Here is a 24,575-nt window from a genome sequence, read left to right on the forward strand (position 1 = left end):
CACACATCGAAAGGATGAAGGCGACATGAGAGAAGCCTATAGAAAGCGAATTCTGGTGACGGGCGGCGCGGGCTTTCTCGGCTCGCATCTGTGCGAGCGGCTGCTCGCGCTCGGGCACGATGTGCTGTGTGTCGATAACTTCTACACCGGCACGAAGGACAACATCGCGCATCTGCTCGACAGCCCGAATTTCGAACTGATGCGGCACGATGTGACATTTCCGCTTTACGTCGAAGTGGACGAGATTTACAACCTCGCCTGCCCCGCTTCGCCGATTCATTACCAGCACGATCCGGTGCAGACGACGAAGACCAGCGTGCACGGCGCGATCAACATGCTCGGGCTTGCGAAGCGCGTGCATGCGCGCATCTTCCAGGCATCGACGAGCGAAGTGTATGGCGACGCGCATGTGCATCCGCAACAGGAAGCGTACTGGGGCAACGTGAATCCGATCGGTCCGCGCTCGTGTTACGACGAAGGCAAGCGCTGCGCCGAAACGCTCTTCATGGATTATCGGCGGCAGCACGGACTGTCGATCAAGATCGCGCGCATCTTCAACACGTACGGGCCGCGCATGCATCCGTCGGACGGACGCGTGATCTCCAACTTCATGATGCAGGCGCTCTCGGGCGAGCCGATCACCGTGTACGGCGAAGGCTCGCAGACGCGCTCCTTCTGCTATGTCGACGATATGGTCGACGCATTCATCCGCCTGATGGACACGCCCGATGAACTCACCGGACCCGTCAATCTCGGCAATCCGCACGAGCTTTCGATGCTCGAGATCGCGCGGCGCATCATCGAATTGACGGGATCGTCATCGGAGATCGTGTTCAAGCCTTTGCCGATGGACGATCCGTGGCATCGTCAGCCGGATATCGCGCTCGCACGCGATGCCCTCGGCTGGACACCGACGACGCCGCTCGACGAAGGCCTGCGTCGCACGGCGCAGCATTTCCGTGGCGTCATCGAGGCGATGCAGGGGCGTCACGCGCTCAATATCGCCACGTCAGGTTGATGCTTCCGTTCAACGGCGCAGCATTGCATCGGTCACATTCGAACGCGCGCTCGCGCCGCCCTCATCGAAGCGATGTGCGCGCCGTCACGTCGCCGATCGTCGCGATCAGCTTCGGCGCGGCGACCGGCTTCGTCAGATGCGCCTGAAAGCCCGCGGCCTGTGCGCGCGAACGTGCATCCGCCTGCGTGTGTCCCGTCAGCGCGATCGCGGGCATGCGTTCGGACAGCGACGCGCCGCGGCGCGACTCTTCCTCGCGAATGAGTCGCAGCACGTCGTAGCCGTTCTGTTCGCCGCCTAGCACGATGTCGCACAGAAGCGCGTCCGGCCACTGCGCGCCGGGCAGTTCGCGCAGACGCGCAAGCGCTTCATCGCCCGATGCGCAAGACATGACGCGCGCGCCCACCGATTCGAGCACGGCTTCGAGCGCATCGCGCGCGTCTTCCTGATCGTCGAGCACCATCACGGTGATGCCGGCCAATGCATCGTCATGCGTGGCTTCGGACGCTTGCGGATCGTCGAGCACGGGACGCAGCGGCATCGTCGCGACATACGCGACATGCTCGTCGATATAGCGCACCGTGAAGCCGCCGCCCATTTCGTTCAATGCGGATTCGAGCCGCCGCATCTGCTGCGAAGACAGATCGGCGGGACTCGCGCGCTGACCGATCACCGTGAGATTCGCGTGATTGTCTTCGCGAAACACGCGCAGTTCGATGCGCTCGCCGCGCGCCGCCGAGCTCATGTGCGAACGGCACAGATCGGCCACGATCTGCTGCAGCACGCTGGCATCGCCCGAGACGCGCAAACCCGGATCGCTGATGACCGTGTAGAGATTCACGCCGCGCGTGACGATCTCGTCGTGCAGCGCATCGACCACGCCTGCGACGAGCGCATCCAGTCCGAGCGCCGTCGCGGACACCTTGCGTTGCGCGTGCTTCAGCTCGCCCTGCTGCCATTGCAGCGACCACATGCGCGCGTACACGCCATCGCGCGCGAGCAGTTCGTCGTGCTGTCCCTGCTCGACGATGCGTCCATGCTCCATCACGAGAATCCAGTCGGCATCGACGACAGTGGACAGCCGGTGCGCGATGACGATCGACGTGCGGCCCTCCGCGAGCCTGTCGAGCTCGTTCTGGATCGCGCGTTCGGAGCGCGTATCGAGCGCGGACGTCGCTTCGTCGAACACGATGATGCGCGGATTCTTGAGTATCGCCCGCGCAATCGCGATGCGCTGACGCTCGCCGCCGGAGAGCCGCACGCCGCGCTCGCCGACGCGCGTCTCGTAGTCGTCCGGCAGACGCTCGATGAAGCCGTCGAGTTGCGCCGCGCGGGCCGCCCGCGCGATGTCCGCGCGCGTCGCGCCGGGACGCCCATAGCCGATGTTGTAGGCGATCGTGTCGTTGAAGAGCACGGTGTCCTGCGGCACGATGCCGATGGTCGCGCGCAGGCTGTTCTGCGTGACCTGCGAGATGTCCTGACCGTCGATGCGTATCGCGCCCGCCGTCGGCTCGTAGAGCCTGAACAGCAGCTTCACGAGCGTCGACTTGCCCGATCCGCTGCCGCCGACGACCGCGAGCTTCTTGCCCGGATGCGCGCGAAAATCGACATCGCGCAGAATCTGCCGCGCCGGATCGTAGCCGAACTCGACATGATCGAACTCGATCTCGCCCGCCGTCACGACGAGCGGCTTCGCGTGCGCTTCGTCGACATCCTCGCGCACGCGGCCGCGCGACAGCAGAATGTTGAACATGCGCTCGACGTTGACCATCGCGTCGTTGGTCTCGCGAAACACGAAGCCGAGCGTGTTGAGCGGATTGCACACCTGCACGATATACGCGTTGACGAGCACGAGATCGCCCACGCTCATCGTGCCCGCGACGACGTGTTGCGCCGCGCGCAACATCACCGCCGCAATGCCGATCGTGATGATCGTGCTCTGCCCGACATGCAGCAGCGTGAGCGCGCGCTGATTGGCGATGCGCGCATGCACCCACTGCTCCAGCACGCTCGAAAGACGCCGCGTTTCGATGCTTTCGCTCGCGAAGAACTTCACCGTTTCGTAGTTGAGCAGGCTGTCGACGAGACGGCCGTCCGATTGTGCTTCGAGGCCGTTCACCGCGCGCTGGAAGCGCATGCGAAAGCGCGTGAAGATGACCGTCCACACCGAATACAGCACGAACGTCGCGCCGATGATCGCCATGAATTCCAGCGAATACGCGTGCACCATGACCGCGACGATCGTGCCGATCTCGATCATCACCGGCACGATCGTGAAGAGCGATGTGCCGAGCAAAAAGCCGATGCCGTCCGCGCCCTTCTGCACGTCGCGCACGACCGCGCCGGTTTCGCGCCGCGCATGAAAGCGCGCGCCGAGCGCATGAAGATGCGCGAACGTGCGCTCGGTGAACGACGCGACCGTGCGCTGCGTGACGATGCTGAAGACGACGTCGCGCGCTTCGTTGAGCACATCGCCGAGATAGCGCAGCAGCACGTAGGCGAGGACGAGAAAGACCGGAAAGACGACGCTCGATGCGGGATGGCTGAACTCGTCGATGACGCGCTTGAGCATCAGCGGCACGCCGACCACCGCGAGCCGCGCGCCGATCATCAGCGCGACCGCCGCGGCGGTCTGATAGCGCCAGGCCCACACCGCGCGCCACAGATCGGCGCCGATGCGCCTGCGCACGCGCGCGCGCTCCTGATCCTCCGTTACGCGGGCCGTCACTCCTTCCAGTCCTTGCGCTTGCCCGCGCCGGGACTCGATGCGCCCTTCGTCGCGGATTGCGCGTTGTTCTTCTGCACGCGCTCTTCTTCCATGCGGCTAAGCGTGGCCGGGTCCGTGCCCGACTGGCCCGCGGCGCCCGCGCCGCCGGCGACACCCGCGGATTTCCCGGATGCCTGGTTTCCCGATGTGGAATGGCCTGGCGGCGCACCGTTTTGCTGGGCGTTTGCGAGCGTGACGCCCGACAGCGAGACGCACGCGAGCGTGTGGATCATTCCCGATCGTAATTTGCGATTCATGGCGTTCTTCCTGCAACAGGGAGTGGTCAGCACTGGTGTGTCGATCAGCAACCCGTGCGCCCGGGACCGCAATGACGGACCGAATGGGAAGCGTCAAGGGGCCTGAATCCAGCATGAACCCACGTCATCATCGGGGCGCCCGAAGTCTTGTCCGACAGCGAATCGATATCGCCGGAGGCATCTCAGGCTGTTTTGCAATTCGTGAAGCAATGCCATGCACTCTTTACCATTGCAACCGATCTGTCGTAGACGAATCTGACGCTATTCCTGTTCGGAAACTCTACGCTCGAATTGCGTGAGCGTGAGGTCGATCCTCGAGAGAGTCTGCCTATCCATCTTGTCGTAGTGGATTGAGATCGAAAAGACTCGACCCAGTACGTTTGCAGGCAATTGCCTTCAATGAGCCTTGCGCGCCGCCTCTTCCAGCCGCAAAGACGATTCGAGAACTTCGCTCGAAGACGTGACGAATTCGCGTGCCCATTGCGTGGCGGCGCGCTCGGCGGCGCTCCGTGTTCCATACGCGACGTTGGTCGGAAAGGTCGCTTTGGGCACTTCGTCGTGCTTTCGATAATCTCGCTGGCGCGAGAACTGTGCGATCGCGGTCCAGCCATCATCCGGTACGTGTTCTGGAATGATCTCGACAAAAAAACCGCTCATGGAGTACATGATGTCCTTCGTTTAAAAGCACATCTGCTGATGCAAGGTCCGAACGCCCGGAGAAACGCCCGACCGTTCGAGCGCTGCCTTGCCGCGCCGCTTTCGACGGCCACGCAATGCACGTTTTTCCAGACATGCGATGTAAATCAGGCATTCGGATAGCTTAGCCCTTATCGAGCAAATATCGGACCGCGGCGCCTAAAAAATCACGCGCATTTCATGATGTGGTTATAGGAAAGCATTCGATTGAATGCGCCGCTTTCTTGGCCGCATCCCGGGCAACATCCGGTAAGAGGCGCGTAACCCAATGCGCGTCGTGCCTTCATAGACTGTGCGCTTTCGATAACCCGCTTCGAACGCACATGCGCCCGGCTCTCACCATCGATTCGCTCGCGAGCTTCCGGCTTAGCGAAGACGGCGGCTATCTCGTCGTCGACGCGCGCTCGGGCTCGTCGGTCGCATTGCATTGCTCCGTCATGCACGAGTTGATCGCCGCGCTCGCGCACGCCATCGCGTGCTCGGAAAGAATCCGCAAGAAAAATCGCGCGGCCAAATTCACGATGCATTGCGCAGGCTGGGAAGTCGCGCTCGATGCGGATGGCACCGGCGCGCTGATTCTCTCCTTCGTCCTTCAGGGCGGCGCGCAGCTCTCCTTTCGCATACGCCGCGAAAGCGCGCTGCAGATCCATGAAGTCATCGGCGCGGCGACCGGCCAGTCCCTGCCCGCCATCGGCGATGCACCGATCCAGTAAGCCCGCGCCGCTCTCTCCACTTTTCCCGGTTCCCGCATGAAGCATCACATCTATCGCTCGCTCGCAGTCGCGGCGGGCGCCCTCGTCAGCGCGCACGCGCATGCCGGCAGCAGCTTCATCGTGCGCGACATTCGCGTGGAAGGCGTGAGCCGCGTCGATCCGTCGACGGTCTTCGCCAATCTCAAGATACGGCGCGGCGACACCTTCACCGAGACGGGAGCCACCGATGCGATCCGCGCGCTCTACGACACCGGCCTCTTCACCGACGTGAGCGTGTCGACCGAAGGCGACGTGCTCGTCGTGCGCGTCGTCGAAGCGGCGGCCATCGCCGGCGTTCAGTTCGCGGGCGTGCATGAATTCGACAAGGACAATTTGTCGAAGGCGTTGAAATCGGTCGGACTCGCGCCGGGTCAGACCTACAACAAGGCGCTCGCGAACCGCGCGGAACAGGAACTCAAGCGCCAATATCTGATGCGCGGCTTTTACGCCGCCGAAGTCACGACCACGGTGACGCCGCTCGATCGCGGCCGCGTGCAACTGCTTTTCTCGGTCGCCGAAGGACCGAGCGCGAAGATCAGGCAGATCAATTTTCTCGGCAACACCGCGTTCGATGAAAAGACGCTGCACGACGAGATGCAGCTCTCCACGCCCAACTGGTTTTCCTGGTACACGAAGAACGATCTTTATCAGAAGGAGAAGCTCACCGGCGATCTGCAAAACCTGCGCTCGTTCTATCTCGATCGCGGCTACCTCGAATTCAGCGTGGAATCGACGCAGGTTTCGATCTCGCCCGACAAGAAGGACATGTATCTGACGATCATGCTGCACGAAGGCAAGCCTTACACCATCACGAGCGTGAAGCTCGCGGGCAATCTGCTCGGGCGCGATGCGGAATTGGCGCGGCTCGTGAGCATCGAGCCGGGCGAGCTGTTCTCGGCTAACAAGCTGCAGCAAGTGACGCAGACGCTCGTCGACAGGCTCGGCGGATACGGCTACGCCTTCGCGAGCGTGAACGCGCAGCCGGACATCGATCAGGCGCATCACACGGTCGCGCTCACGTTGCAGGTCGATCCGGGCAAGCGCGTGTATGTGCGCCGCGTCGAAGTGATCGGCAATACGCGCACGCGCGATGAAGTCGTGCGCCGTGAAATGCGCCAGTTCGAAAGCGCATGGTTCGACAGTCAGGCGCTCAAGCTCTCGAAAGACCGCATCAGCCGTCTCGGCTATTTCACCGATGTCGATGTGACGACCGTGCCCATCGAAGGCGATCCGGATCAGGTCGACGTGCAGATGAAAGTGACAGAGAAACCGACAGGGGCGATCACGCTCGGCGCGGGCTTTTCATCGACGGACAAGGTCGTGCTGTCCGCCGGCGTCACGCAGGACAACGTGTTCGGCTCGGGCACGAGTCTCGGCGTGAACGTCAATACGGCGAAGACGTATCGCACGCTGAGCATCACGCAGACGGACCCGTACTTCACCGTCGACGGCATTCAGCGCATCACCGATGCGTATTACCGGACGACGTATCCGCTCTACTATTCGAGCGATTCGAGCTTTCGTATCGTGAGCATGGGCGTCGACACGAAGTTCGGCATTCCGTTCTCCGAATCGGACATGGTGTACTTCGGCGCGGGCGTCGAGCAGGATCGCTTCAATACCGATTCGGATACGCCGCAATCGTATCTGGACTACGTGAGCGAGTTCGGCCGTGTGGTGAACAACGTGCCGCTCACGGCGAGCTGGAAGCGCGACCATCGCGACAGCGCGCTGGTGCCGAGCCGCGGCTATTATTTGCAGGCCAACGCGGAAGTGGGCACGCCGCTCGGCAACACCGAGTACTACAAGACCGATTTCACCGCGCAGTATTACCACTCGTTCTCGCGCGGCTTCGTGTTCGGCGTGAATCTTCAGGCGGGCTATGGCTCGGGTCTGGGTGGCAAGTCGTATCCGATCTTCAAGAATTACTACGCGGGCGGCATCGGTTCCGTGCGCGGCTACGAGTCGAGCTCGCTCGGTCCGCGCGACAAGACGACGAACGATCCGATCGGCGGCTCGAAGATGGTCGTCGCCAACATCGAGATGACGTTCCCGTTGCCGGGCACCGGCTACGACCGCACCTTGCGCGTGTTCACCTTCGTCGATGGCGGCAACGTCTGGGGCGACGAAGGCAACAGCACCGGATCGAACGGCCTGCGTTACAGCTACGGCATGGGCCTCGAATGGATTTCGCCGATCGGCCCGCTGAAGCTGAGCCTCGGTTTCCCGATCGTGCATCACAGCGGAGACACGTATCAGAAGTTCCAGTTTCAGATCGGCACCGCGTTTTAAGGCTCTTTACGTGAATCTCCGGCGAAGAGCCCGGCCCGTCCCGGTTCGGCGATCTACGCATGAGCGGGCATGACCGCGCCGAGCTTCGCGCCATTCGGACTGAAGGCGTAGCCGCGCCCGCGTATCGTCTGAATGAGGCGCGGCTCTGCGGGATCGTCCTCGACGATCTGTCGCAAACGGCACACGAGCGCATCGACCGAGCGCTCGGACAGCGCACAGCCCTGCTCGCTCAACTGACGGGTGAGGCGCAGGCGCGACATCACCGTCATCGGATTGCGCGCGAACAATGCGAGCAGTTCGATGAGCCTGTCGTGTACGTCGATGGCCACGCGCTTGCGCTTCAGCGTGCGCTTCGCCGGATCGAGCACGAAGTCGCCGAGGCGCAGCTTGCCGTCGCCGGGCGTGACCGGCAATGCACGCCGCGCGCGATGACGCAACAGATTGCGCATCCGCGAAAGAATCTCGCGCTCGTTGCAGGGCATTTGCACGAAGTCGTCGGCGCCGAGATCGAGACAGGTGATGGCGTCCATCCAGCCGTGCGGCGCGCCGATGACGAGCACCGCGATATCCGGATGCAGCGTGCGCAGATCGCAGAGCACGGCTGCCGTGGGCGTGTCGGTCAGTTCGTTGCTGAGCAGGATCAGCGAAGGCTTCGTGTGCTCGATCTCGACGGCGAGCGTCTCTGCATTCGAGATCGTTCGCATCGCCGGGTAATAGCTCGAAAGAAATGCGCGCAGTTTTTGCCGAACGCCGTCATCCGGCTCGACGATGACAATGCGATGCGGCTCGTGCGTACCTGAGATCATCGTTACGCCCTCCGCAGCTTCGGACGGCCGAGCGCGGCCGCATCGAGCGCGACGTGACGTTCGCCGTTGGCGTGCAGGCGCATGCGCTCGCGGATTTCCGGTTCCGTCGCGCTCACATGCACCGCGATGAACGAGCGTTCGCCGCGAAAGTTGATCCATTCGACGACACGGCAGGACGCGCCCCACGGCTGCACGATCGGCGCGGAAAGGCGGCAGCCGCGCAGTTTCGTCGCGGGTTCGTCGGCGATCTGCGCTACATCGGCGGAACTTCGTCCGGGCCAGGACGGGCGCTTCATATCGGCCTCCTTTCGTTCGGTGCGTGGCATGGCGTAACTCCGTGGTTTTCCCTTGAGATTGCCAGCGACGTTAGCGATCAATGCCGCATCCAGCATGGAGAAAAAATGGAGAAGTCGTGGAGATTCGCGAGGAAACTGCGTGACGAAGGCCGCATCAACTAGAATCGGCCGTCATTCAATCCGCCTGCCACGCGAAGGGTTCCTCATTGAAGTTTCGTTTTGGCATCGCCTCGAAGATCTTTCTGCTCGTGCTGGTCGCGTGTCTCGTCATCACGTTGACGATGGGCTACGCCGTGCGCGTCAGCTTCGAGAACGGCTTTCTGCATTACGTGCGCGAACGCGATGCGGGGCGCGAACGCGCCGTGATGGCGAAGGTCGCGAGCGAGTACGCCGCGCACGGCAACTGGGCGTTCCTGCGCGGCAACGACGACGCATGGCTCGCGCTGCTCGACGACGCACAGGAGCAGTTCGTGCGGCGCGAGATCGAAGACATGCGCGCGACCGTGCCGAGCGCGTGGCGCAGCTTTCCGGGCAGCGGGAGCGTGGCGCGCATCCTCGGGCCGCTCGGCGAGCCGTGGCACGGTCCGCACTGGGGCATGCGTCCTTCGAACGCGTTGCCGAACCCGTCGCCTTTCGCGCCGCCCGAATCCGCACGTCTGCGCGATTCGCTGAATACAGCGCCCGAAATCGAATCGGCGGATCGCGTGCGCGGGCATAGACGGGAACGTCCGCCTGCCGCGCTGTTCGATGCGGATCGCGCGCTCGTCGCATCCACCAACGAGCCGCCGCCGCCGGATGCGCCCGCGTCGCCCGTGCGCGTGCATGGCAAGATCGTCGGCTGGCTCGCAACCGCCGGGCCGACGCCGCTCACCGACGCCGCCGACATCGCGTTTCAGGCGCAGCAGATGCGCGCGACCTGGCAGATCGGCGGCGTCGCCGTGATACTCGCCGCCGTCGTCGCGATGGTGCTCGCGCGCCTCGTGCTCGTGCCGGTGCGCCGCGTGATGGCCGCGACGCATCGGCTCGCGAGCGGTGACTATTCGATTCGCGTGCCCGCGAAGAATCGCGACGAGCTCGACAAGCTCGCATCGGACTTCAACTCGCTCGCCGATTCGCTGGAGCGCGCGGAACGTTGCCGGCGCGAGTTCATCGCGGACGTGTCGCACGAATTGCGCACGCCGCTCGCCGTGCTGCGCAGCGAACTCGAAGCGATCGAAGACGGCGTGCATGTATTCGATGCCGCATCGCTCGCCTCGCTGCAGACGGAAGTCGCGGCGCTGAACAAGCTCATCGAAGACCTGTACGACCTGTCGCTGAGCGATGTCGGCATGCTGCGCTATCGCAAGGCGCCCGCGCAGGTGAACGCGCTCACGCGCGCGTCCGTCGATGCGATGCGTCAGTCGTTCCGCGCGAAGCGGCTCGCCATCGATGTCGAATGCAGCGATGCGCTCGCCTCCGCCGATGTCGATGTCGACGCCGCGCGTTTCGTGCAATTGCTGAAGAACCTGCTGCAGAATTCCCTGCGCTACACGGATCCGAACGGGCGCGTGCGCGTCGCGCTCGCGGGCGCACCCGACGACTGGACGCTCAACGTGCAGGACTCGTCGCCGGGCGTGCCGACGTCCGCGCTGCCGCATCTCTTCGACCGTTTCTATCGCGTCGACGAATCGCGCAGCCGGCAAAGCGGCGGCGCGGGACTCGGGCTCTCGCTATGCAAGGCGATCGTCACGGCGCATGGCGGCAGCATCCGCGCGGACGATTCGGCGCACGGCGGCGTGTCGATCACCGCGCGCTTTCCTTCCCACCGCGAGTAAGCGATGCCCGTAACTTCTCCCGCCCATGTCCTGATCGTCGAGGACGAGCCGAAGCTGGCCGCCGTGCTCGCCGACTATCTGCGCGTCGCGGGTTACATCGTGACGACGCTCGCCGATGGCGCGCAGGTCATCCCGTTCGTGCGTCAAACGCCGCCTTCGCTGATGCTGCTCGACCTGATGTTGCCGGGCCGCGGCGGACTCGATATCTGCCGCGAATTGCGGACGTTTTCGGAGCTGCCGGTCATCATCCTGACGGCGCGCATCGACGAGATCGATCGTCTGCTCGGACTCGAAACCGGCGCGGACGACTACGTGTGCAAGCCGTTCAGCCCGCGTGAAGTGGTCGCGCGCGTGAAGGCGATCTTGCGTCGCGCGGGCGGCGCGAACGCAACCGCGAGCGGCGCGGCGGCCAGTGCGCTGCAAATCGATCCGCAGTTTCATCGCGTGACGCTCGACGGCCACGAACTGCGCCTCACGCCGATCGAATTCCGATTGCTGCATCTGCTGCATGTGTCGATGGGCCGAATACTGCCGCGCTCGTTTCTGCTCGATAACGTCTACGCGGATCATCGCGTGGTGACGGATCGCACGATCGACAGCCACATCAAGAATCTGCGCCGCAAGCTGCAGGACGTCCGGCCCGAGGGCGAGATCATCGTCTCGGTCTACGGCGTCGGATACAAGCTCGAAATCTGAGCGAACGTTCAGTTCGATGCGGGCATCGTCACGCGCGCGATCAGGCCCGAAGGCTCGCGATTGATGAGCGCGAGCGTGCCGCCGTGCGAACGCACGATGTCATCGACGATCGACAGCCCGAGGCCCACGCTGCCGGGCCGCTGCGCGCGCGCCGGGTCCAGGCGCACGAACGGCTCGATCACGTCCTGAAGGCGATCTGCGGGAATGCCCGGCCCGTCGTCGGTCACGTCGATCACCACGTTGCCTGCATCGAGCGCCGCCGTCACGACGATCTCCGTGCCGAAGTGAATGGCGTTGTCGATGAGATTCGTGAGAACGCGCTGGATCGCATCCGGCTTGCAGAAGAACGGAATCTGATCCGGCCCGTCGTAGCGGATCGCCGCGCCCGACTCCGCGTATTCGTCGCATAGCGTGCCGAGCAGCGCGCCGAGATCGAGCCACTCTTTTTTCTCCGCGCCCGCATCGCTCGTGAGGAATGCGAGGGCGGAACTCACCATTGTCTGCATCAGATCGATGTCGCGCAGCAGCTTGGCGCGCTCGATCTCTTTCTTCTCGGCGTCGAGCTGCAGGCGCATGCGCGTGAGCGGCGTGCGCAGATCGTGGCTGATCGCGGCGAGCATGCGCGTGCGGCTTTGCATCGAGCGCGCGATGCGTTCCTGCATGCGGTTGAACGCATGCGCGGCGCGGCGGATTTCGAGCGGTCCTTCTTCATCGATCGGCGCAACGGTGATGTCGCGGCCGAACGCATCGGCTTTCTCGGACAATCGCCGCAACGGGCGAATCACGCGCGACACCGCCCACGCCGACAATCCCGCGACGCCCACGCACAGAAACGCGAGCGCGCCGAAGAACGGAATCGTGAAGCGATCGGGCTCGCGTTCGTTGCGGTCGGTGCGAATCTCCAGCGTGCGCTGGCCGAGGGGAATCAGCACTTGAAGATTCTGCGTCGGCTGACGCGCATCGCACGTTCGCACCGTCAGCGCCGCGCCCGCGTGCAGTTCCGCTCTGAGCGCGGCTTCGAGATCGTGGGTGTCGAGCGTCGAGCCTTTGCAGATGACGGCATCGTCGACGAGCTTCGCCGTCATGCGCGCGCGACCGGCGGCGGCCAGCACGCGCACGCGGTCCGCGTCGGGCGTCGCGCTCAGCATGTCCACCAGCGCGACGATGCGATACGACGTCTGCCACGGCCACGGCGGGCTCGGCGGCGCGCCGGGATAGAACAGCAACACGATGAAGAGCAACAGCGTCGCCGCCGACGAGCCCGCGACGATCGCGAGAATCTGCCCGAGCGTGGTCGCGAAAACGCGCGGCATCAGGCGGCGCATCACTGGGCGGTCACTTCGGGCTGGAACGCGTAACCGTCGGCGCGCACGGTTCGGATCGGATCATCGAGCGGATCGTCGCCCGCGAGCTTGCGGCGCAGCCGGCTCACGAGCAGATCGACGGAGCGCGTCGCGATCGGGAAGTTTTTGCCGCGCGTGAGACGGATGAGTTCTTCGCGCGATAGCACTTGCCGCGGATGCTGGCACAGCACGAGCAGCAAGTCGGTTTCGGCGCCCGTCAACGGCACGCGCAAGCCGGCGGGCGAGCGTAGAAAGCGCCGGTACGGATAGAACGTGAAGCCGGAGAACGTCATCACGATTTCGCTTGCCGGCGCGCGCGCGGCGGCCTCGTTCGTCTGGCCGCGGCGCAACACGACGCGGATGCGCGCGAGCAGCTCGCGCAGATCGAAGGGCTTCGACACGTAATCGTCCGCGCCGAGTTCGAGGCCGACGACCTTGTCGGTCGGTTCGGACAGCGCGGTCAGCATGATGATGGGCGGCCCGCCCGATGCACGCACGCGACGGCAGAAGCTCAGGCCGTCTTCGCCGGGCAGCATCACGTCGAGCAGCACGAGGTCGAAGCCGCCGCGCGCGAGCAGTTCGTGTCCGGCTTCCGCGCTTCCGGCGACCTGCACGCGAAAGCCCTTGCCGCGCAGATAATCCGCGAGCGATTCGCTGATTTCCGGGTCGTCTTCCACGAGCAGCAGTTGAGATTCGTTCACTTCGTTGCACCGGTTCGAGAGCGGGCGGCGTCGCGCCTCAAGACGAGATTGTCCATCAATCCGGACCTGAACTTGATGTCAATCCGGACACACTCAGCCATCTTACTCAGTACGCGGATGTCGCGCGCAGACCACAACGTCCTTCCGATTCGCACAAGACATTACCGCAGGTAATCCCGATTCGCGCCGCATTGCGGCATCGCGCGCACGCGAACGCATTGATGCTCAAGGGATTCCTCTTTCGCTGTGCTCCGCAGGCGCACGCGTTACACAACATTCGGTAACTCGCGTCCAACGAAAGCACGTCATGTGCCGTGATTTAATCCGCCGTCCGATGCGTCGACCGATCGATCGGAAAGAACCTCAAGCTCTCTTGGAGATACCACAGTGAAGAAATCCCTATTCACGCTGAGCGCGCTGGCCGCGCTCGGCACCGTCGCCGGCACGGCGCACGCGCAAAGCAGCGTGACGCTCTACGGCCTCATCGACGCGGGCCTCACCTACACGAACAATCAGGGCGGCGCGCATAACGTTCAGGCGACGAGCGGCGCCGTCAACGGCAGCCGCTGGGGCCTGCGCGGAACGGAAGATCTCGGCGGCGGCCTGAAGGCGATCTTCACCCTCGAAAGCGGCTTCAGCATCATGAACGGCAAGCTCGGCCAAGGCGGACGCGAGTTCGGCCGTCAGGCGTTCGTCGGACTGTCGAGCGATCGCGCGGGCGCACTCACGCTCGGCCGTCAGTACGATTCCGTCGTCGATTATCTCGGCCCGCTCGCACTCACGGGCACGCAATACGGCGGCACGCAGGCCGCGCATCCGTTCGACAACGACAACCTCGACAACTCGTTCCGCGTCAGCAACTCCGTGAAGTACCAGAGCCTGAACTACGGCGGCTTCAAGTTCGGCGGCCTGTATGGCTTCTCGAACGATGCGGGCGGCTTCGCGACGAATCGCGCGTATAGCGTGGGCGCATCGTACAACTACGGTCCGTTGAACGTAGCGGCGAGCTACATGCAGCTGAACAACGCGGGCGCGACGCTGAATTCGAGCGGCGCAGTCAGCGATGACGCCACGTTCAGCGCAAGCCGTCAGCGCACGTTCGGCGCGGGCCTGAGCTACACGTTCGGCGCGGCGCAAGCGGGCTTCGTCTTCACGCAGACGCGACTCGACGGCGCGACGGGCATCGGCGCATCGGCATCGGGCACGACCAACGGCATCACGCTCGATGGCGGCAGCGCGCGCTTCACCAACTACGAAGTGAACGGCCGCTACAACCTGACGCCCGCGTGGTCGGTGTCGGGCGCGTACACCTTCACCGACGGCCATCTCGAAGGCGTCGATCCGAAGTGGAATCAGTTCAGCCTGCAAACGGCGTACGCGCTGTCCAAGCGCACCGACGTGTATCTGCAAGGCGTGTATCAGCACGTGAGCGATACGGGCGATTCGGGCATCACGGCGGCGATCAACGGACTGTCGGCATCGTCGACGAACAGCCAGGTCTCGGCGACCGTGGGCTTGCGTCACCGCTTCTGATCGAAGCGTGAGCGAACGGCGGACGCGTATGTCCGCCGTTTTTGCGTCGCATGGGTTGCGGCGTTACTGATCGTCCCAGCGCGCGACGGTCTGTTCCTGAACGCCGAGCCCTTCGACGGATAGCTTCATCACGTCGCCCGGTTTCAGGTATTGCTCGGGCTTCATGCCGAGGCCGACGCCCGGCGGCGTGCCCGTCGTGATGACATCGCCCGCTTCGAGCACGACGAACTGGCTGATGTACGAAACGAGCTTGCTGATCGGAAAGATCATGTCGGACGTCGATGAGTTCTGGATGCGCTTGCCGTTCAGTTCGAGCCACAGCGGCAGATTCTGCACGTCGCCGAGTTCATCGGGCGTGACGAGCCACGGACCGAGCGGACCGAAGGTGGGCGCCATCTTGCCTTTCACCCATTGACCGCCGTGTTCGAGCTGGAACGCGCGCTCGGACACGTCGTTGCAGACTTCGCGCGATCGATATCGCAGAGCGTGATGTGCGCGACGCCTGCATCCGCGAGCGATACCGCGATGGCCGCGCCCGCGCCGCCGCATCCGAGCACGAGCGCGCGCTTCGCTTTCACGTCGTGGCCCTTCGCGAACAGGCCGCGCACGAAGCCTTCGCCGTCGAACATGTCGGCGTGCCAGCGGCCTTCGTCATCGCGACGCAAAGCGTTCACCGCGCCGATGCGCCGTCCGCGCGAATGCACTTCATCGGCGATGGCGAGCGCACGTGTCTTGAACGGCGACGTCACGAGCAGGCCGTCGAGGTTCTTCAGGCGCAGCAGCGCGGGCAGAACCGCATCGATCTCGCTTGCCTCGATGTGCATCGGCACGAGCACCGCATCGATGCCCGCGTCGGCGAACTTGCGCGTATAGACTTCGGGCGAGCGCACCTGCGCGATAGGATCGCCGATGATGCCGTACAAGCGCGTGCGCCCCGTGATCGACGCGGCACTCATGCGCGGCTCCCGTACCACTCGGCGATGCGTTGCGAACGATGCCTACGTTCCCGGGCCACCGTTTCATCCTTGATGCCCATGAGTTGCGGCGCGAAGATGCGCGCGTCCATCTCGTGCACGTCGGTGGCGATGGCTGGACCGAAATCCATCTGCGCGAAGACATCGCGTTCGATATCGATGCCCGGCGCGACTTCGATCAACTCCAGCCCTTTATCGCCGACACGAAACACCGCGCGCTCGGTGATGAACAACGCGGAATTGCCGCGCTCGTGCGCGAGCGGCGCGCTATAGCAGATCTGTTCGAGCGAACGCACGAACTTCCGATGCCTGCCTTCCTGCAGGATCCGCGTCTTGCCGTTCTCCCATTGCACGTCGAGCCCGCCCGCGGTGAGCGTGCCGCTGAAGATCACGCGCTTCGCGTTCTGGCTGATGTTGATGAACCCGCCGACGCCGACGATCTTGTCGCCGAAGCGGCTGATGTTCACGTTGCCGTGCGCGTCGACTTCCGCGAACGAGAGGAACGCGAGATCGAGACCGCCGCCATCGTAGAAGTCGAATTGCGACGGCTGCTCGATCATCGCGGCGAAGTTCTGCGCGCCGCCCGAATCGCGGCCTGTGATGGGCGCACCGCCGATCAGCCCTTGCTCGTTGGTGAGGATCACCGAGTCGAGCAGGTCTTCTTCCGCGGCGACGGTCGAGAGTCCCGTCGAAATGCCTGCGCCGAGATTGCACACGGCATGCGGATACAGCTCCATCGCCGCGCGCCGCACGATTACCTTGCGCGGGCCGAACGGCAGCGGACGAATCTCCGAAAGCGGCACGCGCAATTCGCCGGCGTAGCTCGGATCGTAATCGGTCGCGTAAGTCTGACGCTGCTCCGGCTCGACGACGACGAAGTCCACGAGAATGCCGGGGATCTTCACTTGCTTGGGCGGCAGCGTGCCGCGCCGCGCCATGCGTTTCACCTGCACGACGACGATGCCGCGCGCGCGCCGTGTCGCCTGCGCCATCGCGAGCATTTCGCCGAGCACGGCTTCCTGTTCCATCGTGACGTTGCCGTCTTCGTCGGCGGTGGTGCCGCGCAGGAACGCGATATCGATCGGGAACGGCTTGAAGCGCAGCCATTCCTCGCCGTCGATACGCATCAGCTCGACGAGCATCTCTTCCGTCGACGGACTCTGACGCGCGCCCTGCTGACGCGGATCGACGAACGTGCCGAGCCCGGTCTTCGTGATGAGGCCGGGACGCCCGCCCGCCATTTCGCGCATCAGTTGAGACCTTGACGACGAGGCCATTGGGACAAACCCAAAGTACGAGGCATCGACGGGCACGCATCGATTTACAGGCTATGATCTGTTTTCACGCTTAACAAATCAAAGGCTGTAAAATGGCTTTACAGATCAAAACCTGTAGGAGCACGCGATGGACTATTCGCTGAAAACACTGAGCCAGCTCAGGCCGATCCTGATCGGCTTTCGCAAGGCGGCGGGCCTTACGCAAGCGGCGGTCGCGGCGCGTCTCGGCGTTACGCAGCAGACGTACGCGCAACTCGAAGCCAATCCGGCAGCAGTGAGCGTCGAACGTCTCTTCAAGGTTCTACGCGTGCTCGACGTGGAACTCGCGCTCACGCGAGCGGAAAAGGCGAGCGAAGCCACGCCGATACACCCGCCGCCGCCCATCGCGGCCAAGGCCACCGCCGCGCGCCCCGCACGCAAGCGCGCCACGGCCGCCGCTGCGGCCTCGAAGAAACGGGAGAACTGGTAATCATGGCGCGCCGCACGCAATCCGGCCGACTCGACCTGTGGATGAACGGCCTGCCCGTCGGGCATTGGGAAACAGGCGCGGCCGGCGAACGCCTCGTCTATCGCGACGACTGGATCGCCGATCCTCAAGGCCGTCCGCTATCGCTGTCGCTGCCCTTCACGCCGGGCAATCAGCCGTGGCGCGGGCAAGTCGTCACCGACTTCTTCGACAATCTCCTGCCCGATAGCGAGCCGATCCGCCGCCGCATCGCCACGCGATTCCGCACCGGCGGCACGGCGCCGTTCCAGTTGCTCGCGCAGTTGGGCCGCGATTGCGTCGGCGCCCTTCAAATGCTGCCGCCCGGCGAAGCGCCCGTCGATCTCGACACCATAAAAGGCCGTGCGCTCACCGCATCGCAGATCGCGCGTCTGTTACGCGAGACCACATCGGCGCCACAACTCGGTCAGCACGAAACGGTCGACGACCTGCGCCTGTCCATCGCCGGGGCGCAGGAAAAGACCGCGCTTCTGCGTCACGGCAAGCGCTGGCTTCTGCCCGAAGGCAGCACGCCGACCACGCATATCTTCAAGCTGCCGCTCGGGCTCGTCGGCAACATGCGCGCCGACATGCGTACGTCGGTCGAGAACGAATGGCTCTGCTCGAAGATCGTCGCGGCGTTCGGCCTGCCCATCGCGCGATGCGAAATGGAACGCTTCGACGATCAGAAGGTGCTCGTCGTCGAGCGCTTCGATCGCCGTCTGTCGAGCGACAAATCGTGGATCCTGCGCCTGCCGCAAGAGGACATGTGTCAGGCCACCGGCACGCCCGCGCTGCTCAAGTACGAGTCGGACGGCGGTCCCGGCATCGAACGGATCATGGAGGTGCTCGCCGGATCGACGCACGCCGCACAGGACCGTCTTCGCTTCTTTCGCACGCAGATGATCTTCTGGATACTCGCCGCCACCGATGGTCACGCGAAGAACTTCAGCATCGCGCATCTGCCCGGCAACCGGTATGAATCGACGCCGCTTTATGACGTGCTCTCGGCGCATCCGGTCATCGGTACGCGGGCCAATCAATTCGCCGCGCAACGCGTGCGCCTCGCGATGGCCGTGCGCAGCAAGAACGCGCACTATCTGATCGGCGAGATTCAGCGGCGGCACTGGATCGCGCAGGGGCGGCGCGTGGGACTCGCCGCGAACGATGTCGAAACGAAGATCGATGAACTCGGCGCGCGCACGCCGCACGTCATCGACGAAGTGGCCGCACGCTTGCCACGCGATTTCCCGATGGACGTCGCCGAGACGATCTTCGACGGCATGCGCCGCCTCGCGCGCAAGCTCGCATCGTGACGCGCGGCGTCACTTGCCCATGTACTTCTGCGCGAGCGCTTCGTAGAGCGGCGGTGCGAACAGCTTCGACACCTGGCTCGCAATCAGCGCGGTGGCCATCAGCGACAGCACGAGCGCGTGACCGTTGATCATCTCGATGACGATCACGAACGCCGTGATCGGACTCTGCGTGACGGCGGCGAGATAGCCGACCATGCCGAGCGCGATCAGCATCGGCAATTCCATGTTGCCGAACACGAGATGCAGCGCATTGCCGATGCCCGCGCCGATCGCGAGCGACGGCGCGAAAAGTCCGCCCGGCGCGCCCGGCAGATACGACCCGACCATCGACGCCATTTTCAGCAACGGATAGCTCGCGCCGACTTCCGTGTGGCCTTCGAGCATGCCGCGCGCTTCCGCATAGCCGCTGCCGAAGGTATGGCCGCCCGCCACCACGCCGATGACCGCGATGACGAGCCCGCACGCCGCGCCGAACGCCACCGGATGCGTCTGACGCCAGCTCGCGAGACGGCCCGGCATCCAGCGCTCCGTGTTGAGCAACAGCCAGCAGAAGATGCCGCCCGCGATGCCCGTCACCACGCCGAGCAAAACGACGGCGAGCGCGAGCGATTCGGGGAAGTGTCCGGTGAGATCGATCGTGCCGAAGTAGACGTAGTTGCCTTGCAGCGCGAGCGAAACGATGCCGGCAAAGATGATCGCCGTAATCAGCACGCCGCTCGTGCGCTGCTCGAAGCTGCGCGTGAGCTCTTCGATGGCGAACACCACGCCGGCGAGCGGCGCATTGAACGCCGCCGACAATCCCGCAGCCGCACCCGCGAGCGCGAGATTGCGTTCCAGCGCGCCGCCGCGCATGTTGCGCAAGCGTGTGGGATAGAAGCGGCGCAAGCTGAACATGAGCGCCGCGCCCACATGGATGGTCGGCCCTTCGCGTCCGATGGTGAAGCCGCCGAGAATCGACAGAAACGATATGGCGATCTTGCCGACGAGAATGCGCAGCGTGAGCAAGCGCGGCCCGAGCTCGCGCTTGTCGTGCAGCATGGCGATGACCTGCGGAATGCCGCTGCCTTCGGAGCCGGGAAAGAAGCGGCGCGTCAGCCAGACAGCGAGCGCGCCGATCGCGGGCGTGAGCAGCAGCGGCAACCACCAGTAGACGGCGACGACGCGCAGAAAAGCGTCGTACCCGAAGTCGATCAGCCGTGCATACATGACCGCGACGAGCCCGGTCGCGATCGCGCCGAGCCAGAACACGCCGTAATGCAGCCACAGTCTGCGCGCGCGCAGGATGGTGCGCCGGTCGATGAATCCAGGAATGTGCATCGGGGAAGCCGCCTAAAATTTAAGGCACATTGTGACATAAAAGTTGCATCACACTTCCTGCGGACCGAACACCCAGCCGAACGATCCATAGTGCGCCTTGTGTTCTGCAGCGAGCCTGAGCAGGCACCGCTCGCCCTTCGCGGTGAGGTGAACCTGCACTTGACGGCGATCGGTCTTGTCGGTTTTGCGAGTGACGAGTCCCGCCGTCTCGCATCGCGACACCAGCGCCGCGGTGCCGTTCGGCGCGGCCTGCAGCCGCTCCGCGAGCTCGCCCACGGTGGCCCAGCGCCGTTCGGGAAATCCGCGTACATGCAGAAGCAACTGGTACTGAAGCGTCGTGATGCCGGCCGCGTTGCAGACTTCCTCCGACACGCGCAGGAACTTGCGCAGCTCGTAACGGAAGCTCGACATCGCTTCCAGGTCCTGCTTGTTGATGCTCGATGACATTGGCGATCCTGATTCGAGATTGGCTTGCTCGCGGATCATACGACGCCGGCTACCCGAACACGCGTCGCCACGCCACCCGAAGGCGCCGCGCGCGGTCCTCGAACAGATACGAAGCGAGCAGCGCGAGAAGCATGGAGACGGCGCCCGTCAGCACATGCTCGACGTAAGGCAGACGATAGTGGCCCGGATGCGCATACGCATCGCCGATCGCGGTGAGCACGCCGACGAGCGCCGCATTGCCGTACCGGTTTCCGTAGAGTTTCGCGGCGGGCGTGAAGGTCAGAAGCAGCGCGAGCAGTCCGGTCAGAAGCCCGGTCTTGAACGCCACCATCCAGTGCGCGGCGCTGGCGATATTGCCCCAGCTGCCGGGCATGCACGTCATGCATGCGCTCGTCGGCTGCCAGAAGCGTTGAACGAAGACCTTGATTCGACGCGTCCATTCGTTCCACATGATCGCCGTCCTCATCGACGCAGCGCGTCATCGATTGCTGCGACCGCGCAAACCAAGCCGCGCTTCCTGCCCTCTTGCGCGAGTCGCTGTAGCGCATCCGTCGACGCCGCTTTCCGGTCGCCCTTGCCATGCGCGACGAGCGCGCGCGCCCGCGCCACGACGAATGCCGAAAACGGCGATGGCTCGCGTCGCGCGTAATCTTCGAGCGCCGCAGCGTGATGCGCGGCCGCGTCCAGAAGTCCGCGATCGAGGCACGCGTCTATCGCGTCGCGCCGAAAGAGAAAGTGGTTGTGGCTCACCGCGCCGCTGGCGAGCAGAGCTTCGCCTTCCGCGAGCGCGCTGTCGAAGACCGCGACGTCGTCCGTCGAACGCGCCAGCACGCCGAGATACGCGGCGCCCAGATACGTCATGCCGGTCTCGCGGCTGATCGACAGCGCCTCTTCGATATCGTCGAGCGCGTCGCGCCGGCGTCCCGCAACACGATGCAATTCCGCGCGCAACGCGAGCGCCTCGCCTTCGAAGCGCCTCGATTTCAGTTCGCGCGCACAGCGCAGCGCCGGGCCGACATGCTCCCACGCGCGATCCCACTGCGCGAGATCGTGCAGGCAGTGAAACGCCGCATGATGCGCAACCGCGAGCGCCCGCAACTGCCCGACCTTCTCCGCCGCGGCCACGCTCGCGAGCGCCGCATCGAGCCCCGCGTTCGCCGCGCCCGCGAACCATGCGGTAATCGCGTGCATCGGCAGATTGGCGACTTCGATCCGTCCGAATCCGTGACGCCGGCACAGCTCGATGCAGCGGCTGAAGGCGTCGTTCGCGCTGATCATCCGTCCGCGCATGTACTGCGCGTCGCCGATTCCGCCGAGCGCGGCGGCCTCCAGTTCCGCGTCGCCCGCTTGCTGCGCGAGCGCGAGGCTGCGTTCGTGTTCGCGCACGCAGCCTTCGATATCGCCGCGCGGAAAACACAGGTTGCCGCGCAGGAAATGGATGCGCGCTTCCTCGCGCAGCAGTCCTTGCGCGGTCGCGGCCGATGCGGCGCGATTCAGATCGGCCCACGCGCCATCGAGATCGTCGATGACGCGCTTCACCGTCGCGCGCCCGATCCACGCGTGACAGCGCGCCGTGTCGGTCGTGGCGAAGCCGAGCGCGGTTTCGAACGCCGCGAGCGCCGATGTCATGTCGCCCGCGTCGTGCAGGATCGTGCCGCGCAGGCATTCGAGCGCGGCGCGGTCGCTGTCCGCATCCGCGATTTCGAGCCCGCGCGCGACGAGCCGAAGCGCCGCTTCATGCCGATACGCCGACGCCTGCACGCGCGCCGCGTCGCAATAGGCGAGCGCCGCGGCGCGATCCGCGGCGCGATCGAGATGCTCGGCGCGCAGAACCGGATCGCGCTCGCCGAACCACTGCGCCGCGCGACGATGCAACGCGCGGCGACGGCTTTTCAGCAGCCCGTCGTAGATCGCGTCGCGGATCAGCGCGTGGTGGAAGATGAAGCCGGCGCCCTGGCGTCGCACCAGGCGATCCATCGACGGCGATTCGAGCGCGGCGCCCGCGCCGGTTTCATCGACGAGAAAATCGACTGCATCCTTCTCGACGAGCTGCCCGAGCACCGACGCCGCCTGCAAAGCGGTCTTGCCGGCGGAATCGAGCCGGTCGAGCCGCGCCTGCACGAGACTGCGCACCGAGCCGGGCACGCCGGATTCCGCGCCGTCCTGCGCGTGGTTCAGCAACTGTTCGAGAAACAGCGGATTGCCCGCCGCCCGCGCGATGCAGCGCTCCGCGAGATCCGCCGTCGCGCCGGGAAACGATTCGGCCATGACGCGCGCCTCGCTTGCGCTCAACGGTCCGAGATCGATGAGCGAATACGGCGCGCCGTGCGCGGCGTGCCAGGACGCGTCGAAGGTTTCGGATAACGGGCGCGCGGTCAGTACGAGCACGGCCGCGCAATCCGCCGCCGTCGCGGATAGCGCCGCGAGGTCCGCCAGCGTCGGCGCATCCGACCAGTGAATGTCTTCGACGGCAAGAAACCGCGGATGCCGGCCGCTCGCGCGACGAACGAGCCGCGCCACGACATCGCGCCGGCCGCGAACGCGCATCGCGTTGTCCATTGCCTCGAAGACCGTGCGATCCGCGAGCGGCATGGGCATGTCGAGCAGGTCTTCGAGAAAGAGCGCATCGCCTTCATCGATCGAACCGGAGGCGATCGCCTGGGCGATGCCCTGCCCTATCGTTGCGTCATCGTTCGGATCGTCGAGCGCGAGCAGTCCGCGCACGAGCGATTGAATCGCGCCTCGTCCGGTCGCCGCGCCGAAGTCGAGCACGAGCCCGCCGTGACAGACGAATCCCGCATCCCGCGCGGCGCTTTCGAACGCTTCGACGAGGCGCGTCTTGCCGATGCCCGCCTCGCCGCGCAGCACGATCGTGCGTCCATGGCCCGTCGCGCGGCACGAGCCGAGCACGGTCCGGAACGCGAGCAGATCTTCGCAGCGGCCGACCATCGGCCGGATCGGCGGCGCGTGTCGAATGCCGGCGATGCGCCATGCCGGAACCGGATCGGCGAATCCCTTGACGGACAGCGCGCCGCGTTCGACGCAATCGAGACGCTCGGCCAGATGACGCCGCACGGCCTCCGATATGAGGATTTCTCCCGTGCCGGCCGCGTCCGTGAGACGCGACGCGAGATTGACGGTGTCGCCCGTGACGGTGTACGCCCGATGCGTCGCGCTGCCCGTGCCGCTCGCGACGACCTCGCCGCCCGCAATGCCGATGTGCACGCAAACCGCGCGACCGAGCGCGCGCGACAGGCCGGGCATCGCATCGTCGATTGCGAGCGCGGCGCGCACGGCGCGTTCGGCATCGTTTCCATGCGAGACCGGCGCGCCGAAGACCGCCATCACCGAGTCGCCGACGTGCTTGTCGACATGGCCGCCATGCAGCTCCACGATGCGATCGACCTGCTCGAAGTATCGATCGAGCACGTCGAGCACTTCTTCCGCGTCGATTTCCCGGCTCATCTGCGTGAAGCCGCACAGGTCGGCGAAAAGCACGGCGACTTGCCGCCGCTCTCCTTCATCGCCCGGTTTGATGGACGCATGCGGCAGTCCGGCCAGCGCATCGAGCAGCTTGCGCCGATGCCCGACCGGCGCGACGCCGAGTTCCTTCAGGTCGTCGGCGGTGAGATTGCGCAGCACGTCGGCGTCGATGGCGTTCTCGCGAAACACCGGCTCGTACCGTTCCATTCCGAGGCTGCGCAGCCAGGCGGCGACGTCCACGATCTCTCCTGGGCGGAAGATCTGCTTCCACTCAAAAAGATAGCACGCAGCCGGACGCGCGCCATGGCT

General features: G+C 64.8%; 21 protein-coding genes and 1 pseudogene. 8 read left to right on the plus strand and 14 right to left on the minus strand.

The window, feature by feature from the left end:
- Window positions 1–25 precede the first annotated feature (25 nt).
- On the plus strand, window positions 26–1,018 hold the full coding sequence (locus LDZ23_RS33070) for a UDP-glucuronic acid decarboxylase family protein (protein ID WP_033535669.1): 993 nt from the start codon (window positions 26–28) through the stop codon (window positions 1,016–1,018).
- 61 nt (window positions 1,019–1,079) lie between these two features.
- On the opposite strand, the gene LDZ23_RS33075 is transcribed toward LDZ23_RS33070, so the two are convergent.
- From LDZ23_RS33075 to LDZ23_RS33085, 3 genes are all read right to left on the minus strand, one after another.
- The gene (locus tag LDZ23_RS33075; RefSeq protein ID WP_008345359.1) at window positions 1,080–3,743 is read right to left on the minus strand and encodes an ATP-binding cassette domain-containing protein; all 2,664 of its coding nucleotides are present in this window, start codon (window positions 3,741–3,743) and stop codon (window positions 1,080–1,082) included.
- Entirely contained in the window at window positions 3,740–4,039 is a 300-nt protein-coding gene (locus tag LDZ23_RS33080) for a hypothetical protein (RefSeq protein ID WP_008345358.1), read from the minus strand. Before LDZ23_RS33080 ends, LDZ23_RS33075 begins: the two co-directional genes overlap by 4 nt.
- Before the next feature lie 396 nt (window positions 4,040–4,435).
- Window positions 4,436–4,696, minus strand: coding sequence for a hypothetical protein (locus LDZ23_RS33085; RefSeq protein WP_239295324.1), 261 nt, complete (start codon window positions 4,694–4,696; stop codon window positions 4,436–4,438).
- 362 nt (window positions 4,697–5,058) lie between these two features.
- Here LDZ23_RS33085 and LDZ23_RS33090 point away from each other — a divergent pair, with 362 nt between their 5' ends.
- Together LDZ23_RS33090 and bamA are read left to right on the plus strand one after the other, a co-directional pair.
- Window positions 5,059–5,448: a hypothetical protein gene (locus tag LDZ23_RS33090; protein ID WP_008345356.1), complete on the plus strand. Its 390-nt coding sequence runs from the start codon at window positions 5,059–5,061 to the stop codon at window positions 5,446–5,448.
- 36 nt (window positions 5,449–5,484) lie between these two features.
- The gene (bamA, locus tag LDZ23_RS33095) at window positions 5,485–7,779 is read left to right on the plus strand and encodes an outer membrane protein assembly factor BamA (RefSeq protein ID WP_008345355.1); all 2,295 of its coding nucleotides are present in this window, start codon (window positions 5,485–5,487) and stop codon (window positions 7,777–7,779) included.
- Window positions 7,780–7,832: 53 nt separating this feature from the next.
- On the opposite strand, the gene LDZ23_RS33100 is transcribed toward bamA, so the two are convergent.
- Together LDZ23_RS33100 and LDZ23_RS33105 are read right to left on the minus strand one after the other, a co-directional pair.
- Window positions 7,833–8,585 (minus strand): winged helix-turn-helix domain-containing protein, encoded by a 753-nt coding sequence (locus LDZ23_RS33100; RefSeq protein WP_008345354.1) that lies wholly within the window; start codon window positions 8,583–8,585, stop codon window positions 7,833–7,835.
- A 2-nt stretch (window positions 8,586–8,587) separates the two neighbouring features.
- Window positions 8,588–8,881, minus strand: coding sequence for a DUF2866 domain-containing protein (locus LDZ23_RS33105; protein ID WP_051078953.1), 294 nt, complete (start codon window positions 8,879–8,881; stop codon window positions 8,588–8,590).
- 206 nt (window positions 8,882–9,087) lie between these two features.
- Between LDZ23_RS33105 and LDZ23_RS33110 the strand changes: the two genes are divergently transcribed.
- Complete coding sequence (locus LDZ23_RS33110) at window positions 9,088–10,695, plus strand: ATP-binding protein (protein WP_008345352.1); 1,608 nt, start codon at window positions 9,088–9,090, stop codon at window positions 10,693–10,695.
- Window positions 10,696–10,698: 3 nt separating this feature from the next.
- Complete coding sequence (locus tag LDZ23_RS33115; protein ID WP_008345351.1) at window positions 10,699–11,391, plus strand: response regulator; 693 nt, start codon at window positions 10,699–10,701, stop codon at window positions 11,389–11,391.
- 8 nt (window positions 11,392–11,399) lie between these two features.
- Here the strand turns inward: LDZ23_RS33115 and LDZ23_RS33120 are convergent, their stop codons facing one another.
- A complete protein-coding gene (locus tag LDZ23_RS33120; RefSeq protein ID WP_034471160.1) occupies window positions 11,400–12,704 on the minus strand; it encodes an ATP-binding protein in 1,305 nt (434 codons plus the stop codon).
- Window positions 12,705–12,715: 11 nt separating this feature from the next.
- Window positions 12,716–13,435: a response regulator gene (locus LDZ23_RS33125; protein ID WP_008345349.1), complete on the minus strand. Its 720-nt coding sequence runs from the start codon at window positions 13,433–13,435 to the stop codon at window positions 12,716–12,718.
- Window positions 13,436–13,822: 387 nt separating this feature from the next.
- On the opposite strand from LDZ23_RS33125, the gene LDZ23_RS33130 reads away from it, so the two are divergent.
- A complete protein-coding gene (locus LDZ23_RS33130; protein WP_008345348.1) occupies window positions 13,823–14,968 on the plus strand; it encodes a porin in 1,146 nt (381 codons plus the stop codon).
- A 63-nt stretch (window positions 14,969–15,031) separates the two neighbouring features.
- Here the strand turns inward: LDZ23_RS33130 and LDZ23_RS33135 are convergent.
- The 3 genes and pseudogenes from LDZ23_RS33135 to LDZ23_RS33145 all read right to left on the minus strand — a co-directional run.
- A pseudogene (locus LDZ23_RS33135) lies at window positions 15,032–15,430 on the minus strand (fumarylacetoacetate hydrolase family protein); the annotation flags it as partial.
- Entirely contained in the window at window positions 15,373–15,924 is a 552-nt protein-coding gene (locus tag LDZ23_RS33140) for a shikimate dehydrogenase family protein (RefSeq protein ID WP_008345346.1), read from the minus strand. The gene LDZ23_RS33140 and the pseudogene LDZ23_RS33135, both read right to left, overlap by 58 nt.
- Window positions 15,921–17,219 (minus strand): acyl CoA:acetate/3-ketoacid CoA transferase, encoded by a 1,299-nt coding sequence (locus tag LDZ23_RS33145; RefSeq protein ID WP_051078946.1) that lies wholly within the window; start codon window positions 17,217–17,219, stop codon window positions 15,921–15,923. The genes LDZ23_RS33140 and LDZ23_RS33145 overlap by 4 nt, the downstream gene beginning before the upstream one ends.
- A 127-nt stretch (window positions 17,220–17,346) precedes the next feature.
- Here LDZ23_RS33145 and LDZ23_RS33150 point away from each other — a divergent pair, with 127 nt between their 5' ends.
- Complete coding sequence (locus LDZ23_RS33150) at window positions 17,347–17,688, plus strand: type II toxin-antitoxin system RelB family anti-toxin (RefSeq protein WP_008345344.1); 342 nt, start codon at window positions 17,347–17,349, stop codon at window positions 17,686–17,688.
- Window positions 17,688–19,019 carry a type II toxin-antitoxin system HipA family toxin gene (locus LDZ23_RS33155; RefSeq protein ID WP_033535671.1) on the plus strand — a complete coding sequence of 444 codons (1,332 nt, stop codon included), beginning with the start codon at window positions 17,688–17,690 and terminating at the stop codon, window positions 19,017–19,019. The genes LDZ23_RS33150 and LDZ23_RS33155 overlap by 1 nt, the downstream gene beginning before the upstream one ends.
- 9 nt (window positions 19,020–19,028) lie before the next feature.
- Here LDZ23_RS33155 and LDZ23_RS33160 read toward each other — a convergent pair whose 3' ends face one another.
- Genes LDZ23_RS33160 through LDZ23_RS33175 form a run of 4 tightly spaced genes read right to left on the minus strand, consistent with a single transcriptional unit; the run spans window position 19,029 to window position 24,506 of the window.
- Window positions 19,029–20,336 (minus strand): chloride channel protein, encoded by a 1,308-nt coding sequence (locus tag LDZ23_RS33160; protein WP_008345342.1) that lies wholly within the window; start codon window positions 20,334–20,336, stop codon window positions 19,029–19,031.
- A gap of 48 nt (window positions 20,337–20,384) precedes the next feature.
- Entirely contained in the window at window positions 20,385–20,783 is a 399-nt protein-coding gene (locus LDZ23_RS33165; protein ID WP_008345341.1) for a MarR family winged helix-turn-helix transcriptional regulator, read from the minus strand.
- A gap of 49 nt (window positions 20,784–20,832) precedes the next feature.
- Entirely contained in the window at window positions 20,833–21,234 is a 402-nt protein-coding gene (locus LDZ23_RS33170) for a hypothetical protein (RefSeq protein ID WP_008345340.1), read from the minus strand.
- A gap of 11 nt (window positions 21,235–21,245) precedes the next feature.
- Complete coding sequence (locus LDZ23_RS33175) at window positions 21,246–24,506, minus strand: adenylate/guanylate cyclase domain-containing protein (protein ID WP_008345339.1); 3,261 nt, start codon at window positions 24,504–24,506, stop codon at window positions 21,246–21,248.
- Window positions 24,507–24,575 lie beyond the last annotated feature (69 nt).

Origin of the sequence: Caballeronia zhejiangensis, assembly GCF_022879815.1 — a bacterium.
Taxonomy (GTDB): domain Bacteria; phylum Pseudomonadota; class Gammaproteobacteria; order Burkholderiales; family Burkholderiaceae; genus Caballeronia; species Caballeronia zhejiangensis.

Bases quoted from the DNA above. Each gene is read 5' to 3' on its own strand.
- LDZ23_RS33105 (WP_051078953.1), bottom strand. From the start codon at position 8,881: ATGAAGCGCCCGTCCTGGCCCGGACGAAGTTCCGCCGATGTAGCGCAG.
- LDZ23_RS33080 (WP_008345358.1), bottom strand. From the start codon at position 4,039: ATGAATCGCAAATTACGATCGGGAATGATCCACACGCTCGCGTGCGTC.
- LDZ23_RS33145 (WP_051078946.1), bottom strand. From the start codon at position 17,219: ATGGCCTCGTCGTCAAGGTCTCAACTGATGCGCGAAATGGCGGGCGGG.
- bamA (WP_008345355.1), top strand. From the start codon at position 5,485: ATGAAGCATCACATCTATCGCTCGCTCGCAGTCGCGGCGGGCGCCCTC.
- LDZ23_RS33115 (WP_008345351.1), top strand. From the start codon at position 10,699: ATGCCCGTAACTTCTCCCGCCCATGTCCTGATCGTCGAGGACGAGCCG.
- LDZ23_RS33170 (WP_008345340.1), bottom strand. From the start codon at position 21,234: ATGTGGAACGAATGGACGCGTCGAATCAAGGTCTTCGTTCAACGCTTC.
- LDZ23_RS33090 (WP_008345356.1), top strand. From the start codon at position 5,059: ATGCGCCCGGCTCTCACCATCGATTCGCTCGCGAGCTTCCGGCTTAGC.
- LDZ23_RS33120 (WP_034471160.1), bottom strand. From the start codon at position 12,704: ATGCCGCGCGTTTTCGCGACCACGCTCGGGCAGATTCTCGCGATCGTC.
- LDZ23_RS33165 (WP_008345341.1), bottom strand. From the start codon at position 20,783: ATGTCATCGAGCATCAACAAGCAGGACCTGGAAGCGATGTCGAGCTTC.
- LDZ23_RS33100 (WP_008345354.1), bottom strand. From the start codon at position 8,585: ATGATCTCAGGTACGCACGAGCCGCATCGCATTGTCATCGTCGAGCCG.
- LDZ23_RS33160 (WP_008345342.1), bottom strand. From the start codon at position 20,336: ATGCACATTCCTGGATTCATCGACCGGCGCACCATCCTGCGCGCGCGC.
- LDZ23_RS33150 (WP_008345344.1), top strand. From the start codon at position 17,347: ATGGACTATTCGCTGAAAACACTGAGCCAGCTCAGGCCGATCCTGATC.
- LDZ23_RS33140 (WP_008345346.1), bottom strand. From the start codon at position 15,924: ATGAGTGCCGCGTCGATCACGGGGCGCACGCGCTTGTACGGCATCATC.
- LDZ23_RS33085 (WP_239295324.1), bottom strand. From the start codon at position 4,696: ATGAGCGGTTTTTTTGTCGAGATCATTCCAGAACACGTACCGGATGAT.
- LDZ23_RS33070 (WP_033535669.1), top strand. From the start codon at position 26: ATGAGAGAAGCCTATAGAAAGCGAATTCTGGTGACGGGCGGCGCGGGC.